Raw genomic sequence first — 14,456 nt, forward strand, 5'->3', positions numbered from 1 at the left:
TATAGACGGAGCCCGTTATGGCTTTCAGTAGTGGTAACAGCAGCGGCCCAATGGCCGAGATCAACGTCACTCCCCTCGTGGACGTGATGTTGGTGCTGCTGATCATCTTCATCATCACGGCTCCCCTGATGTCCCATAAGGTCAAGGTGGAGTTGCCGGAAGCCAACCTGATCCAGAACCCGGATACTGCGCCCGATCGCAAGAATCCGATTACGGTGGCGGTCAAGGAAGACGGCAAGCTCTACTGGAACGACGAAGAGGTCTCCAAGGAGACCTTGGAATCACGTTTCGCGACCGCTGCACAGCAGACCCCACAGCCGCCGCTGAATCTGCGTGGTGACAAGACCACCAAGATGAAGGTGATCAACGAGGTCACCAAGATCGCACAGGGTCAGGGCATGCTGGACGTCGGTTTTGTTGCCACCAAAGACAAACAGGGGCAATAAGACATGGCATTCAGTAGTGGTGGAAACAAGGGCCCAATGGCCGACATCAACGTCACGCCCCTCGTGGACGTGATGCTGGTGCTGCTGATCATCTTCATCGTTACCGCGCCGATCATGACGTATCCGATCGCCGTGGATCTGCCGCAGCGGGTTATCAATCCGCCGCCGCAGCTGCGTGAGCCGCCGCCGCCGATCGACCTCCGCGTCGACGCCAGCAACCAGGTTTACTGGAACAGCAGTCCGGTGAACGTGGGCGACCTGCAGCAGAAGATGGAAGAAGAAGTACAGAAGGATCCGACCAACCAGCCGGAACTTCGCATCGAAGCAAGCCCGGATTCGGAGTACGACGTCATGGCCAAGATCCTGGCCCAGGCGAAGAACGCTCAGATGAAGAAGATTGGCTTCGTGCAGTAAGCAAGACTGCAATACCAAGTCATGACGCGACTGGAAAAACGCCCTCCTTGTGGGGGCGTTTTTTTTTGCACTGCTGTTCTGTCTGTGCGCACCGAGGATCAAGCGAGCATATCAAGCCCCTCCCTCGTTTACGGGGTAATGGGGGCAGCTTGCAAACCATAGGTTTGCTGTGCGTCGAACACTTTGCGCCAGCGCAAGGGCTGGCGTAGGGAGGAAGGCTAGATAGGAGCCGATATAGCTGCTGGGCAGCTGCTTATTCCGAGGCTTTTCCGAATCAGTTGCAGAAACTCAAGGATCTATCGTCCACTGCCGCGCGTATTCCTGTTTGGCGCTGAGGGTGCCCAAGGCAATCCGGCGCAGTTCTTCAACAGGCTTCTGGCAGCGGCAAGTAGCCGGAGTCTTATCCACGGCAGTGGCTTATCCACAGCATCCTGTGGAAAGCTTTGCAGTATTGAAAGATCTGAGGAAAAACCAGGATCAGCCTGTGGATTACTGTCGACGGATTCACGTGGAAACTTTTTGCGTTTGATTCCGTGACAGGGCTGGGCGCCGGCGTTGCACTGTGGATATCTCATGCGAAAGGCATGCCCTCCGCTCAGGTGAGCCCTCCCTACCCTTTTGCTTGGGTCATGTGGATAACTACTGCCGCTGATATCGATGCCGCGCAACCCTGACGGGCCATGCGCTGATTGCGTGGGCGTAACCAACGGCACAATGCATCCTCCAAGACGGCGGTACTACCGTACTCAAGCGTGGGTTCGCGAGTGCCAGTAATAGGGCTGTATTCGTAGATCGACCCAAATCGGCCGATTAGTTGACCGATTGGACGATTTTATTGGGTAACCTGAAACCGCGAGACGGGCGCGGAAACCGGCAATCGGCGCGGATGGATTGATCCAGCGGCAACCAGCAGCGGCGCACGCCAACCGAGAAAGCCCGTTACACCAGACCGTGCCGCACCAGCTCAAATGCAGATCCTGTCTGTGGATAAGTCCGAAGCAAGCAAGCGGCCGCAGTCAACGAAGCAAGCCGTGAGCTGTTGGCCAACTACGGCAAATAGCTTAACCACAACGCTGAGCGGTTCAGGCATATCCCTACGAAACGCTGTGAAAACGTATGTGGATAAGTGTGTGGATGTAATTTCACCTCCCCCTCCGAAAGCGGGTTCGGCGCCTTGCAGGGGCATTCGCCAGACGGGCTGGTAAAGCTTGCTGGCCAACAAGCAGCGTGCGGTTGCTGCCAGCCGCTTGAGCCGTCGCTTGGTTTAACCGTGCAGGCTCTCGGCTTCGGCAATGGCTGCCAGATAGCCTGTCACGCTTGCTTCCAGCCCGGTATACAAGGCTTCGCTGATCAAGGCGTGGCCGATGGAGACTTCCAGCACAGTGGGCACGTGGGCCAGGAACGCGGCCAGATTGGCCTGCGAGAGGTCATGGCCGGCGTTGACGCCCAAGCCTGCCGCCTGCGCGCGGCGGGCAGCGTCAGCAAACAGCGCCAGTGACTGCCATGGGTCACCCGCCGCATGCGCTTCGGCGTAGGGGCCTGTGTATAACTCGACGCGATCGGCACCGAGCACGGCGGCCTGGGCGATATCGGGATTGCCGGCATCCACGAACAGACTGACCCGGCACCCATAGGACTTCAGTGTGGCGATCAAGGGCCGCAGGCGCTCGCCATCACGGCCGAAGTCGAAACCGTGATCAGAGGTGAGCTGGCCATCGCTATCCGGTACCAGTGTCGCCTGCGCCGGGCGGGTCTGCTCGCATAGTTCAAGCAGGCCGGGGTAACCCTCGCGTGCCGGTGCGAATGGGTTGCCTTCGATATTGAATTCCACCCCATGCTGTTGGGTGAGCGCAGACAGCAGCAGCACGTCTGCAGCGCGGATGTGGCGTTGGTCCGGTCGCGGGTGCACGGTAATGCCATGGGCGCCGGCGCGCAGGCAGGTCATCGCCGCCCGCACCACATCCGGATCATTGCCGCCGCGCGAATTACGCAGCACAGCAATCTTGTTGACGTTGACGCTGAGCAAGGTCATGACTGCGGCTGCTCGCGGTCGTCGGCAGCGACTGAGGGACCTGTGGGTGTTTGCACAGTTGGGGCGCTCGCTGCGGCAGCGACGGGATCCGTCTTGGGCTGCAGCTGCGCGCGCAGCGCCTGTAGCTCGGCGGCATGCAGGGGACGCGGAACCGAGTTCACGCCACCAAAGCGGGAGACGTACAGGCCCTTTGCCCACAGCAGCAGAAACACCAATGCAGCCAGCAGGGCCAGTACCAGCAGCCAGCTGTGGGTGGTGGAGAAGGCAAGCAGGAACGCGCCTAGCGCGAGCAATAGAAACAGCCAGTACATGACGATCTCCCTATCAGAGGCGTGCAGTGTAACGGCGCTGGCAGCGCTGATTCCATGCTTGGACAGGGGTTTGCGAGCTGTACCGGACAGCCGGTAGGTTCAGCGAAACAAGCGGGCTTTGTGCAAGACCCTCTGGTTGGAATCAAACCAATGCGGACTGCTGGCCTGCAGCCCCCTGCCCTATAGCAGCGGTGAAGCCAGTCGCGCGAATGCTTCCGGCAGACGCTTGCGCCACAGCGAGCGGTCGCGGACCAGCTGCACCTCCTCGGCGCTGTCGAATTCAGCCCGCAGGATGACTTCCAGTTCACCGGTGAGCTTGTGGTCGGTGTACATCATCGACAACTCGAAATTGAGCCGGAAACTGCGGTGATCGAAGTTGGCGGTGCCGACGATGCAGGTGTCCTCATCGGCGATGAAGGCCTTGCTGTGCAGCATGCGCGGACCGTATTCGAAGATGCGTACACCGGCCTCCAGCAGCTCATCGAAATAGGAGCGCGCGGCCAGGGTCACAAATCTGGAATCGCTTTGTTTCGGAACCATCAGGCGCACATCCAGGCCACCGAGAGCGGCCGAGGTCAGCGCCATGCGCGCGGCCTCGCCAGGCACGAAATACGGCGTCACCAACCAGACACGGCGCTTGGCTTCCTGGATGGCGGCCACATGCAGGCGATGGATGGGTTCCCAGGCCGAATCCGGACCGGACACCAGCACCTGTGCATCGATGCTGCCCTGCGCGCGGGTAGGCACATCGGCCGGGAACAGGTCCTCGCGCTCGAACAACTCCGGGCCCTGCTCGGTGGCATAGATCCAGTCTTCCAGGAACACCAGCTGCAGGCTGTGGACAACTTGTCCGCGTATGCGCATATGCAGGTCGCGGTAGGCATTGGGATTGCGGCTGTCGTCTTCCTCGTCGGTGACGTTGATGCCGCCGGTGAAGGCCACCTCGCCATCGACCACCACCAGCTTGCGATGGGTGCGCATGTTCAACCATGGCCGTTTCAAGGGCTTGAGCAGCTGGCGCGGGTGGAACCAGGCCACTTCGGCGCCGGCATCGAGCAACGGTCGCAGGAACTTCCTGCCGACTTTCGACGAACCCACCGCATCCAGCAGCAGCCGGACCTTGATGCCGGCGCGGGCGCGTTCCACCAGCGCATCGCGCATGGCGGTACCGGCATGGTCCGGTTCGAAGATGTAGTACTCCAGGTTGACGTGGCGGCGCGCCTTGCTGATGGCATCGATGATGGCGGCATAGGTCGCCGCACCATCCAGCAACCAGTCGACATCGGTGGCGGTGCTTGGTGACAGCCCGGTGGTGGCCTGCCCTACCCGCGCCAGCTCGGTGCAGTTGGCATCGGGCGGACACACCGCGTCATAAGTGCTCATCCCCTCGCGCGAACGCCCGCGGCGCAAGCGTTGGCGCACGATCTTCTGCGGGCCGAACAGGTAGAACACGAACAAACCGATATACGGCAGTGCTGCCAGCGAGAGGATCCAGCTCAGCGTGGCGACCGGCTCGCGCTTCTGCAGCACGATGTAGCAGGCCAGCACCAACAGATAGGTGACATAGGCGGCGGCCAGGATCTGGGCGGCGTGGGGAATGCTGGACAGACTTGTCCACAGGTCTTGGAGGGCTTCGCGCATCCGCCGATTCTAGCTATGGCCGATGACGACAGGGGCCGCCTGTTTTTTTTGTAGGAGCGGCGTAAGCCGCGAAGCCACTGCTGGATTCGGCGCCGAAAGCGCTCGGCGACCGTGGAAACGGGTATCCGCTTTGCGCGGCGGGATTGTCAGCTTCGCGGCTTACGCCGCTCCTACAAAGGCGAGGTTCGGTTTGTGCATTGCATCATTTAATACATAAGTGTAATATACCGGGATGGACAAACCCATCCCCGCCGCCGGCGGCTACGCCAGCATCGACCAGAAGCTAGCGATCAGCAGCGCCCGCCACCCCGGTTTTCCGCGCGACCAGGCCATGCTGGCGCGGCTGATCAAGCTGGTGCATAAGCTGTTCTGCGACCACGGCAACCAGCTGATGCGCGAGTACGGGATCTCCCACCCGGAGTACAACGTGCTGATGATGCTGGACGGCTCCGAGCAGGGCCTGAGCCCGTCGGAGATCAGCGAGGCCGCCAGCGAAAAATCCTCCAACGTCACCCGCCTGATCGACCAGCTGCTGGCCAAGGGCCTGGTCAGCCGCGAACCCAGTGCCGAGGACCGGCGCAAGCTGGTTGTGCGGTTGAGCCCGGCCGGCGAGCAGCTGATCGAGCAGGTGATGCCGGCGGTGATCCAGCAGCTGCAGCGCTTCTTCAGCGGCGTCGAGCCGGCCGAACTGCGTCACACCGAAACCGTGCTGACCCGCATCCTGATGGGCTTGGAACAACAACCATGAGCGCCCGACCGGCTGAGTACGCGCCGGGCGCGCAGCAGTCCCCTGACACCAAGTCCCCCGACAACTGGCTACAAATGTTCGCCCAGGCCATGAGCGGCGAACGCGCGGTGTGGGCCTACATCGGCAAGGTGCTGGTGGCCTTGTACCTGTCCGGCTGGATCGCGATGCGGCTGGGCATGAGCTCGCCCGGCACGGCGATGATCACCGTGCTGGTGGTGATGAACCGCAATACCGGCATGGTGCTGGCCAAGGCCTTCTATCGCGGCGTCGGTACCGTGGTCGGCTGTGCGATGGCGGTGCTGATGGTGTCGCTGTTCCCACAAAGCCCGGTTGCCCTGGTGACGGTGATGGCCTTATGGGCCGGCTTCTGTGCTGGTGGCTCGGTGTGGAGCCGCGGCATGGCCTCGTACGGTTTCGTGCTGTCCGGCTACACGGTGGCGATGATCGTGTTCCCGGTGCTCAACCATCCGCAGAACATCCTCAACAGCGCGCTGGAGCGCACCGGTGAAGTGCTGCTGGGCATGGCGGTGACCAGCGTGGTGTTCGACGTGCTGTGGCCCAACCGCCTGCGCGCCGGACTGCGTGCGGCCGATGACGGCAACCTCAATGATTTCCTTGGCTTTGTCGCCGATGCGATCGGCGGCCGCCTGCATGGCTTTGAAGTGATCGAACGTACCCAGAGCCGGGTGGTGCAAGGCGCGATCAACTTCGAAGACCTGCGTGCCATGGCCTACTTCGATGACCCGATCCTGCGCAGCAACAACGGCCAGCTGAAGCTGATCAACCAGCATTTCATGGCAGCCACCTCACGTTTCCAGGCGCTGCATCACCATATCGACCGCCTGCGCCGCAGCAAGAACGAGGCTTTGGTCGCGGCAATACGGGCAAGTCTGAAGCCGCTGTCGCAGTTGCTCGACGACAGCGCGCTCCGCGATGACGTCCCTGCCCTGGCCAAGGCCCTGCAGCACTGGTGTGGACAACTCGACGGTGTGTTTGCCCGCGAAAGGCGCGCATTGCCGATAGACCTGCAACCCGGCTTCGACGCCAGCACGCTACTGGTGCGCCGTTTCGCCGAGGAGCTGCAGGCCTATCTCAGCGCCAAGGCGCGGATGGAAACCGGCAACGGACGCCTGCGCGCACGCGCGCCGCGCTTGAGCAAAGTGCGCTTCACCCGTGCCAATGACTGGTATGCCATTGCCTTGGCTGCAGTGCGCTGCTTCGTGGTGATGCTGGCCTTGTCGCTGCTGTGGTTGAGCAGCAGCTGGAACCAGGGCGGCTTGGCGGTGTTCGGCATGGCCGCGCTGGTGGCGATGTCTTCGGCTGCACCAGACCCGTTGTGGGTAGTGCGTCGGGCCACCATCGGCCATGTCATAGCGCCGTTCTTTGCGGTACCCGGCTTCATCGCGATGGCATTGGGATCGGACTTCCCGATGCTGGTGTTGCTGACCCTGCCGTCGATGATCGCCTCGCTGTACATCTCCACCCGGCCGCGTTTTGCGGTGACCGGCATGGCCTTGAACGTCGGCACCCTGGTCTCGTGGAACATGGGCCCACATTTCCACCCCAGCGCCCAGACCTATCTGGACAACTCGCTGACGCTGGCAGTTGGCGCCTTCATCGCCACCGGTGTGTTCATGCTGGTGCCGGGCCTGCCCGGCAGCAAGCAACGCCAGCGACGCCTGCTGGAGCGCCTGCGTGCGCAGGTGCAGCTGGCTGTGACCGCACCGCTGCAAGGCCTGCTGCCGAAGTTCGAAAGCGTCAGCCGCGAACTTTTCCAGCAAGTGGCCAGCCGCACTGCGCCGGGCAGCCGGCCGTCACGGCAATTGTTCGAGTGGGCCTTGCTGGTGCATGAAGCCGGGCATTGCGCGATCGACCTGCGCCACGATCTGGCTGAGCAACAACTGCCAGCAACCTTGCATGCGCAGATTGAGAAGGCACTGGCGCTGCTTGGCCAGCTCTACCGCGAACCGCAGGCACGCACGCTGCGCGATGCCAAGGCCAGCGTGCAGGCCGCACTGAGCGAGCTGACCGGTCCACAACCGCAGGCGCGGCGCGTTGTGCGCGATCACCTCTACCTGCTGCAGATGAGCCTGGACGACAGCGCCTCGGTGCTGGCCGCCTATGTGCAGCGTTCCCGCCGCCAGCAGCGCCTGAAGGAGGCCCGCCATGCCGTTTGAAGTATCCATCGGCGATATCTATTTCCCCGGCTCGCTGGTGCTGGTGGTGCTGTTGCTACCGGTGTTCGGCCTGCTTGACTACGGCCTGGGCCGGGTTGGCCTGTACCGCCGCGCGCTGCACCCCTCGCTGGTGCGCGTTGCCCTGTTTGCCTGCGTTTACTGCCTGGCCTTGTTGTTGTTCCTGCCGCACTTTTCCTGATTGAGGATGTACCGATGAAAACCGCCAGCCTGATACGAGGCGGTGTCACCACGGTGGTGGTACTGCTGGCCGCAGTGCTTGCCTACGTGGTCTGGCACCAATACATGCTTAGCCCGTGGACGCGTGATGCGCGGCTGCGTGCCGAGGTGGTGCGCATTGCTCCGGATGTGTCCGGCCTGGTCACCGAAGTGGCCGTGCACGACAACCAACTGGTAAAAAAAGGCGAGCTGCTGTTCGTCATCGACTGCGACCGCTATGCGCTGGCGGTCGCCAAGGCTGAAGCCGATCTGCAGGCTGCCGAAGCCGCTGCGCGCGCCGCCGGTGCAGCGATTTCAGCCGCCAGTGCCGGCGCCAGCGCCAGCCAGGCCGAATTCCAGATGCGACAGGAACAGGCGCAACGCCGCGCCCAGCTCGACGGTATCGTCTCGCGCGAATCGCAGGCCGACGCACGCGCCGTGGCGCAGGCAGCACAGGCCAGCTGGAAGCAGGCACAGGCCAGCGCGCACGCCGCCAGCGCCGGCAGCCAGCAAGCCAGCGCCGCCCTGCAACAGGCGCGGGTGACGCTGCAGCAGGCGCAGCTGGAGCTGGCACGCACCGAAGTGCGCGCAAGCGCCGACGGCACCATCACCAACCTCGACGTACGTGTGGGCGACTACGCCGCCGCCGGCCAGGCACGGATGGCGCTGGTCGCCAGCGAAGGCATGTGGGTCTACGGCTACTTCGAGGAAACCAAGCTGCCGAAGATCCATCGCGGTGATGCCGTGGATATCCGCCTGATGGCCGGCGGCCTGCACCTGCAGGGCAAGGTCGAAGGCATTGCCACCGGCATCGCCGATGCCGCCGGACCGACCAGCAGCAACCTGCTGGCCGAGGTCGAGCCCACCTTCAACTGGGTGCGGCTGGCACAGCGCGTGCCGGTGCGGGTCAGCATCGATCCGCAGTCGGTACCGGCCGATGCGGTGCTGAGCGCCGGCATGAGCGCCACCTTGGTGATCAAGCCCAAGGCCGGCTGAAGCAGGCGTCAGGTGAATACGGCTTGTCGCACATCCTGCGACAAGCCGGCGCTAGGGTAGGCGCATGCCTACCCCGATCAAGGGCCGCGGTGCCAGTACCTACCTGCCCGGCCGTTTCGAAACCCAGACCAGCGAAGCCGTCGATGACGGTTGGGCGGTCGATGAGAGCGAGGAATTCGCCGCCGCAAGGCTGCGCACCGATGTGCGACCGGAAACCGCGCGCAGCATCATCAGTCGCAACAATTCGCCGGACGTGGGCTTCAGCCAATCGGTCAATCCGTATCGCGGTTGTGAGCACGGGTGCTCCTACTGTTTCGCGCGACCGACGCATGCTTATCTGAACCTGTCGCCGGGGCTGGATTTCGAAACCAAGATCTTCGCCAAGACCAATGCTGCCGAAGTGTTGCGGCGTGAGTTGTCCAAGCCCGGCTATGTGCCGCAGCCGATTGCCCTGGGTATCAACACCGATGCGTATCAGCCAATCGAGCGCAAGCTTGGCATCACCCGCCAGCTGATCGAGGTGATGCAGGAAACCCGGCATCCGTTCTCGCTGATCACCAAGAACGCGCTGGTCGAGCGCGACATGGATCTGCTCGCGCCGTTGGCAGAGCAGCAACTGGTCAGCGTGCATTTCTCGGTGACCTCACTGGATCCGCATCTGTCGGCCAAGCTCGAGCCGCGCGCCTCGGCACCGCATGCACGGCTACGGGCGATGCGCAGGTTGAGTGATGCAGGTATTCCGGTCGGCGTGATGGTTGCTCCGGTTATTCCGTGGATCAATGACGCCGAACTGGAATCGGTGCTGGAAGCCTCACGCGATGCCGGCGCCAGCAGCGCCGGTTACGTGTTGCTGCGCCTGCCCTACGAAGTAGCACCGCTGTTCCGCGATTGGCTGGATGCGCATTATCCACAGCGCGCGGAGCATGTGATGAGCACCATCAACCAACTGCGCGGCGGCAAGGATTACGACAGCCAGTTCGGCAAGCGCATGCGCGGCGATGGCGTGTATGCGGACCTTTTGGCAAATCGCTTCAAGCTGGCCAGCAAGCGCCTGGGTTTCAACGCATCGCGCCAGCAATGGCCGTGGTTGGACTGCAGCAAGTTCATTGCACCGCTGCCGCCGAAGAAGCCATCGCTGCAGGGCGAGTTGTTCTAGGCCCCACCTGTAGTGCCGAGTCATGCTCGGCAGCGCGCGGTGTCGATTGTGGGAGCGGCGTAAGCCGCGAAGCCGGCAGCAATGAAATTGCAGGTATCCACATCGCGGATCGATTGTCAGCTTCACGGCTGACGTCGCTCCCACAAGGAATTCTTCTGGCAACGCCCCAGCGGAACACTGCTCCGCCCTACAAGTTGTGCGTTACGCTGTCGCCTGAATTTCGTTGGCGAAGAAACCATGCGCAGGCAATACCACTTCCGTCAAAGCGAGGCAGGTTTGTTGGCCTGGGACGTGCATCGTTTGATCGCACTGAGCGGTGACCTTCCGGTTTCCTGCATCGCACTATCAGCGGTCGCCGAGATGGACGAAGCCTATTGGTGGGACGCCGATTCGCCGCCCCCGACATGCAGGCAGGTAATCGAGCATATGCAGCTGGTGGAAGCTGCGGAACTGCAATACCCGATCATCCTCTGCCCACAGGGCCGGGTGATGGATGGCATGCATCGCGTGGCCAAGGCGGTGCTGTTGGGGAAGAGCGAAATCGCGGCAGTACGCTTGCCAGAGCTGCCTTCGCCAGATCATGTTGGCGTTGATCCGGACGATCTCTGCTACGACGACGTTTGCTCGCTGTAGTGCCGAGCCATGCTCGGCAGAGGTCTTACCGGTAAAGCCCCAGCGGAGCAGGGCTCCGCTCTACCCAAGAACGAGCTTTCCGCAGGAACACCTGCAACTAGCCTTCCTCGCCATACAAGCGCTGCGCCGACTGGAACAAGATCCAACTCGTCGCAATGAACTTGTCCCCTCCCTGCGGCCGATTGCCACGATGGGTATGGGTGAATGCCGTAGGTGCAATCAACAAGCTGCCAGTACGCGGCACCACCTTGCGCTTCTGGAACAGGAATTCGGTTTCGCCCTCTTCAAAGCCGTCGTTGAGGTACAGCGTCCACAGCAGATGCCGGTGCAGGGTTTCGCCGCCGGGATCGCGCGGGAACAGCTCGCAGTGCCAGTAGGGATAGCCGCCCTCGCCTGCTGTGTACCACTGCAGGTTGATCGCGCCAGGACGCAGGCAGGTGCGCGCGAGTTCGGATAGCGCGGCATCGTCCATACCCTGGAAATCATCTGCGCTGAGTCGTCGCGCCTGCCCCTCTGCATCAGGTACCTGCAGCATCAACGGTGAAATCAGCACCTGTGGATAACGCCGCAGGTAATGCAGCATGCCGTTGAACACCGCCTGCTGCAGGCGCTGCTCGACATCGCGCCAGCCCTCGTTGCCGCTGATGCGCAGGTCGTGGCTGCGTTTGAGTTCGGGGAACACGCCGCTGCCGACCTGGCCGGGTTTGAGCTGGGTGCTGTGGCGCAGGCGTTCGACGATGACCGCGCAGTCGGCTGCGGACAGGGCGTTGTCGTAGACCTCGATGAAATCAACAGCAGTCATCAGCAGCCTCGCAGTGAGTGTCCGCCGATGGTGGCCTGAAGCGCCCCGCTTGTGTAGTGCCGAGCCATGCTCGGCAGGGGCTTTCCAAGCAATGCCCAGCTGCGGGGCTGTACCGGTAGTGCCTCTGCCGAGCATGGCTCGGCACTACGGTGAAGCGCGGCTCAGCCCTCCTGCAGGTCGTGCTCGCGGTGGTAGCGGGTGGCTTCGGCTACTTCGTTCTTCGAGCCGAGGAACACCGGCACGCGCTGGTGCAGCTGGGTCGGGGCGATGTCGAGGATGCGCTCACGGCCATCGGTGGCGGCGCCGCCGGCTTGTTCGACCAGCAGCGACATGGGGTTGGCTTCGTACATCAGGCGCAGCTTGCCGGCCTTGGTCGGGTCCTTCTTGTCCCACGGGTAGATGAAGATGCCGCCACGGGTCAGGATGCGGTGCACGTCGGCCACCATCGAGGCGATCCAGCGCATGTTGAAGTCCTTGCCGCGCACGCCGTCCTTGCCGGCCAGCAGATCGGCCACATAGCCCTGCATCGGCGCTTCCCAGTGGCGCTGGTTGGACATGTTGATGGCGAACTCCTTGGTGTCCGCTGGTACCTGCATGCCGCGCTGGGTCAGCACGAACTCGCCGGTTTCGCGGTCCAGGGTGAAGGCGTGGGTGCCATGGCCCACGGTCAGGACCAACATGGTGCTGGGCCCGTAGATGCAGTAACCGGCGGCGACCTGCTGGGTGCCCGGCTGCAGGAAGTGCTCGTCGCCCGGCTTATCCACACCCTTGGGCGAGCGCAGCACCGAGAAGATGGTGCCGACCGAGACGTTCACATCGATGTTGGAGCTGCCATCGAGGGGATCGAACAGCAGCAGGAAGTCGCCCAGCGGGTATTCCGACGGTACCGGCTGGCTGTGGTCCATTTCCTCGGAGGCGCAGGCGGCCAGGTGGCCACCCCAGGCATTGGCTTCGAGCAGGATCTCGTTGGAGATCACGTCGAGCTTCTTCTGCGCCTCGCCCTGCACGTTGCCGGTGCCGGCATCGCCCAGCACGCCGCCCAGGGCGCCCTTGCTGACGGCGATCGAGATGCTGGTGCAGGCGCGGGCGACCACGGCCACCAGCTGGCGCAGGTCGGCGTTGATGCGCTTGGCGTGCTGTTCTTCGATCAGGAAACGGGTCAGCGACGTACGGGACATGGACGGCAACTACCTTCAGACGAAAGGGGCGCTATTGTCGCGGCTGGCTCCACTTTTAGCGAGCCGTGGCCAGACTTTGTCTTCCTGTGGACAAATCTGGACAGCGCCTGCCAGTCGATGCGTTGTGCAGTTGCCGTGGCGGGTAAAAGCCCCGTCATGGCGGGCGAAGGCAGGTTATCCACAAGCGGTTGGGGATAATTCCATGATGGAATGAGATGTGGATAAGTCCGTGGGTATTGGCTTTATCCACAGGCCTCGTACCATTCAGGGCCTTGCTGGAGAACACGATGGATTGGAACCAGGCCACACACGGCTTGCTGACTGCGTTGGGCATCGGCTTGCTGATCGGCGCGGTGCGTGAGCGTCAGCACGGCGGTCGCAAAAGCCTGCAGGCCGGCGTTCGGACGCATGCGCTGTCGGCCTTGCTGGGTGCGGCGGCCTTGATGCTGGGCCAGGCGGTATTCGTGGTGGCGCTGCTGGCAGTGGCGGCGTTGGCGTGGACCAGCTACCGCGTCACCTCGCGTGAAGATCCCGGCCTGACCGGCGAGATCGCCCTGTTGATAACTGTGCTGCTGGGCGGCTTGGGCATGCAGCAACAGGCGCTGTCGGCGGCGCTGGGCGTGGTGGTGGCGATCCTGCTGTGGGCCAAGGCGCCATTGGCACGCCTGAGCCGGGAAGTGATCAGCGACCAGGAGGTGCGTGACGCCTTGCTGCTGGCCGCCTGTGCGCTGGTGGTGCTGCCGATGCTGCCGGATAGCGCAGTCGATCGCTGGGGCGTGCTGGTGCCGTCCAAGCTATGGCAGATCGTGGTGCTGGTGATGGGCGTGGGCATGCTCGGCCACATCGCGCTGCGGGCGGTGGGCGCGCGCTGGGGCTTGCCGGTAGCCGGGTTCTTTTCTGGCTTCGCCTCCTCGACCGCGGCAGTGGCCGGGTTTGGCCGCAGCAGTCGCGCCGCACCGGCCTTGGTGATGCCTTCGGTAGCGGCGGCGTTATTGGCGAATCTTGCCTCGTTGCTGCTGTTTGCCGCCGTTATCGGCACAAGTTCGGCGACGTTGTTGAAGGCTACGGCATGGCCGCTGGCGGCGGCGTGCCTGGTTTTGTTGCTGTGCTCGGCGTTGGGGCTGCGCCATGTTGCCGATGAAGCGGTGCCGCAGGGGCCGGCCAGCAAGGCCTTCCAGCTGAAGCATGCCCTGCTGATCGCATTGGTGATTGCGCTGGTGCTGCTGTTGTCCGAAGGGCTGCGGCAGTTGTTCGGGCAGGCCGGTGCCTTGGCCGGGGCGACGATTGCCGCCTTGGGTGAGTTGCATGCGGCGGCGGCGAGTATCGCCGGGCTTACGGCCTCCGGTGGCCTGGAGTTGGCGCAGGCGCGCTGGGGTGTGGTGGCGCTGCTGGCCTCGGCGTCATTGGCCAAGTCGGTGTTCGCGTTCGCCAGTGGTGGTGGGCGCTATGGCGCCGGTGTGGCGATTGGGCTTGGGGCGATGGTGGCGACTGCGGTGGTGGTTACCTGGGTGGTGCCGGGGTAGCTGCGGGATATCCACAGGGGGTTGTGGATAAGGCTTTGGAAAAGCAGGAGCTGGAGCAACAGCCCCCTCCCCAACCCTCCCCCGCGCTTTGCGCAAGGGAGGGCTAAGCTGCAGTTCGCGAAATGGCGTGGGCTGCAGCCATTGCCCCCTCCCTTTGCCGCAGGCAAGGGGAGGGTTGGGGGA

At 63.1% G+C, this 14,456-nt stretch carries 14 protein-coding genes; 9 read left to right on the plus strand and 5 right to left on the minus strand.

From position 1 onward, the window contains the following. Window positions 1–17 precede the first annotated feature (17 nt). The gene (locus tag ACVOK8_RS03555) at window positions 18–446 is read left to right on the plus strand and encodes an ExbD/TolR family protein (protein ID WP_346497388.1); all 429 of its coding nucleotides are present in this window, start codon (window positions 18–20) and stop codon (window positions 444–446) included. A gap of 3 nt (window positions 447–449) precedes the next feature. Further along, window positions 450–860 (plus strand): ExbD/TolR family protein, encoded by a 411-nt coding sequence (locus tag ACVOK8_RS03560; protein WP_481565602.1) that lies wholly within the window; start codon window positions 450–452, stop codon window positions 858–860. A gap of 1,264 nt (window positions 861–2,124) precedes the next feature. On the opposite strand, the gene ACVOK8_RS03565 is transcribed toward ACVOK8_RS03560, so the two are convergent. The 3 genes from ACVOK8_RS03565 to cls form a co-directional block, all read right to left on the minus strand. Then, the gene (locus ACVOK8_RS03565) at window positions 2,125–2,892 is read right to left on the minus strand and encodes a pyridoxine 5'-phosphate synthase (RefSeq protein WP_481565603.1); all 768 of its coding nucleotides are present in this window, start codon (window positions 2,890–2,892) and stop codon (window positions 2,125–2,127) included. Continuing rightward, window positions 2,889–3,203: a hypothetical protein gene (locus tag ACVOK8_RS03570; protein ID WP_481565604.1), complete on the minus strand. Its 315-nt coding sequence runs from the start codon at window positions 3,201–3,203 to the stop codon at window positions 2,889–2,891. The genes ACVOK8_RS03565 and ACVOK8_RS03570 overlap by 4 nt, the downstream gene beginning before the upstream one ends. A gap of 180 nt (window positions 3,204–3,383) precedes the next feature. Further along, on the minus strand, window positions 3,384–4,844 hold the full coding sequence (gene cls / locus ACVOK8_RS03575; RefSeq protein WP_481565605.1) for a cardiolipin synthase: 1,461 nt from the start codon (window positions 4,842–4,844) through the stop codon (window positions 3,384–3,386). A 232-nt stretch (window positions 4,845–5,076) separates the two neighbouring features. Between cls and ACVOK8_RS03580 the strand changes: the two genes are divergently transcribed. From ACVOK8_RS03580 to ACVOK8_RS03605, 6 genes are all read left to right on the plus strand, one after another. Then, window positions 5,077–5,592, plus strand: a complete 516-nt coding sequence (locus tag ACVOK8_RS03580; protein WP_481565606.1) for a MarR family winged helix-turn-helix transcriptional regulator — start codon at window positions 5,077–5,079, stop codon at window positions 5,590–5,592. After that, on the plus strand, window positions 5,589–7,769 hold the full coding sequence (locus ACVOK8_RS03585; RefSeq protein ID WP_481565607.1) for an FUSC family protein: 2,181 nt from the start codon (window positions 5,589–5,591) through the stop codon (window positions 7,767–7,769). The genes ACVOK8_RS03580 and ACVOK8_RS03585 overlap by 4 nt, the downstream gene beginning before the upstream one ends. Further along, on the plus strand, window positions 7,759–7,968 hold the full coding sequence (locus tag ACVOK8_RS03590; protein WP_481565608.1) for a DUF1656 domain-containing protein: 210 nt from the start codon (window positions 7,759–7,761) through the stop codon (window positions 7,966–7,968). The genes ACVOK8_RS03585 and ACVOK8_RS03590 overlap by 11 nt, the downstream gene beginning before the upstream one ends. Window positions 7,969–7,982: 14 nt before the next feature. Continuing rightward, complete coding sequence (locus ACVOK8_RS03595; RefSeq protein WP_481565609.1) at window positions 7,983–8,981, plus strand: HlyD family secretion protein; 999 nt, start codon at window positions 7,983–7,985, stop codon at window positions 8,979–8,981. A gap of 64 nt (window positions 8,982–9,045) precedes the next feature. After that, window positions 9,046–10,137, plus strand: a complete 1,092-nt coding sequence (locus ACVOK8_RS03600) for a PA0069 family radical SAM protein (protein WP_481565610.1) — start codon at window positions 9,046–9,048, stop codon at window positions 10,135–10,137. A 237-nt stretch (window positions 10,138–10,374) separates the two neighbouring features. Beyond that, entirely contained in the window at window positions 10,375–10,770 is a 396-nt protein-coding gene (locus ACVOK8_RS03605; RefSeq protein ID WP_481565611.1) for a hypothetical protein, read from the plus strand. A 97-nt stretch (window positions 10,771–10,867) separates the two neighbouring features. On the opposite strand, the gene ACVOK8_RS03610 is transcribed toward ACVOK8_RS03605, so the two are convergent. After that, on the minus strand, window positions 10,868–11,572 hold the full coding sequence (locus ACVOK8_RS03610) for a 2OG-Fe(II) oxygenase (RefSeq protein WP_481565612.1): 705 nt from the start codon (window positions 11,570–11,572) through the stop codon (window positions 10,868–10,870). A 161-nt stretch (window positions 11,573–11,733) separates the two neighbouring features. After that, window positions 11,734–12,750, minus strand: coding sequence for a class 1 fructose-bisphosphatase (locus tag ACVOK8_RS03615; protein WP_481565613.1), 1,017 nt, complete (start codon window positions 12,748–12,750; stop codon window positions 11,734–11,736). A 287-nt stretch (window positions 12,751–13,037) separates the two neighbouring features. Here ACVOK8_RS03615 and ACVOK8_RS03620 point away from each other — a divergent pair, with 287 nt between their 5' ends. Next, window positions 13,038–14,273, plus strand: a complete 1,236-nt coding sequence (locus ACVOK8_RS03620; protein ID WP_481565614.1) for an MgtC/SapB family protein — start codon at window positions 13,038–13,040, stop codon at window positions 14,271–14,273. The last annotated feature ends 183 nt before the right edge of the window (window positions 14,274–14,456 follow it).

Source organism: Stenotrophomonas sp. STEN083, assembly GCF_056759195.1.

Bases quoted from the DNA above. Each gene is read 5' to 3' on its own strand.
- ACVOK8_RS03600 (WP_481565610.1), top strand. From the start codon at position 9,046: ATGCCTACCCCGATCAAGGGCCGCGGTGCCAGTACCTACCTGCCCGGC.
- ACVOK8_RS03615 (WP_481565613.1), bottom strand. From the start codon at position 12,750: ATGTCCCGTACGTCGCTGACCCGTTTCCTGATCGAAGAACAGCACGCC.
- ACVOK8_RS03565 (WP_481565603.1), bottom strand. From the start codon at position 2,892: ATGACCTTGCTCAGCGTCAACGTCAACAAGATTGCTGTGCTGCGTAAT.
- ACVOK8_RS03560 (WP_481565602.1), top strand. From the start codon at position 450: ATGGCATTCAGTAGTGGTGGAAACAAGGGCCCAATGGCCGACATCAAC.
- cls (WP_481565605.1), bottom strand. From the start codon at position 4,844: ATGCGCGAAGCCCTCCAAGACCTGTGGACAAGTCTGTCCAGCATTCCC.
- ACVOK8_RS03620 (WP_481565614.1), top strand. From the start codon at position 13,038: ATGGATTGGAACCAGGCCACACACGGCTTGCTGACTGCGTTGGGCATC.
- ACVOK8_RS03590 (WP_481565608.1), top strand. From the start codon at position 7,759: ATGCCGTTTGAAGTATCCATCGGCGATATCTATTTCCCCGGCTCGCTG.
- ACVOK8_RS03595 (WP_481565609.1), top strand. From the start codon at position 7,983: ATGAAAACCGCCAGCCTGATACGAGGCGGTGTCACCACGGTGGTGGTA.
- ACVOK8_RS03605 (WP_481565611.1), top strand. From the start codon at position 10,375: ATGCGCAGGCAATACCACTTCCGTCAAAGCGAGGCAGGTTTGTTGGCC.
- ACVOK8_RS03580 (WP_481565606.1), top strand. From the start codon at position 5,077: ATGGACAAACCCATCCCCGCCGCCGGCGGCTACGCCAGCATCGACCAG.
- ACVOK8_RS03610 (WP_481565612.1), bottom strand. From the start codon at position 11,572: ATGACTGCTGTTGATTTCATCGAGGTCTACGACAACGCCCTGTCCGCA.
- ACVOK8_RS03570 (WP_481565604.1), bottom strand. From the start codon at position 3,203: ATGTACTGGCTGTTTCTATTGCTCGCGCTAGGCGCGTTCCTGCTTGCC.
- ACVOK8_RS03585 (WP_481565607.1), top strand. From the start codon at position 5,589: ATGAGCGCCCGACCGGCTGAGTACGCGCCGGGCGCGCAGCAGTCCCCT.
- ACVOK8_RS03555 (WP_346497388.1), top strand. From the start codon at position 18: ATGGCTTTCAGTAGTGGTAACAGCAGCGGCCCAATGGCCGAGATCAAC.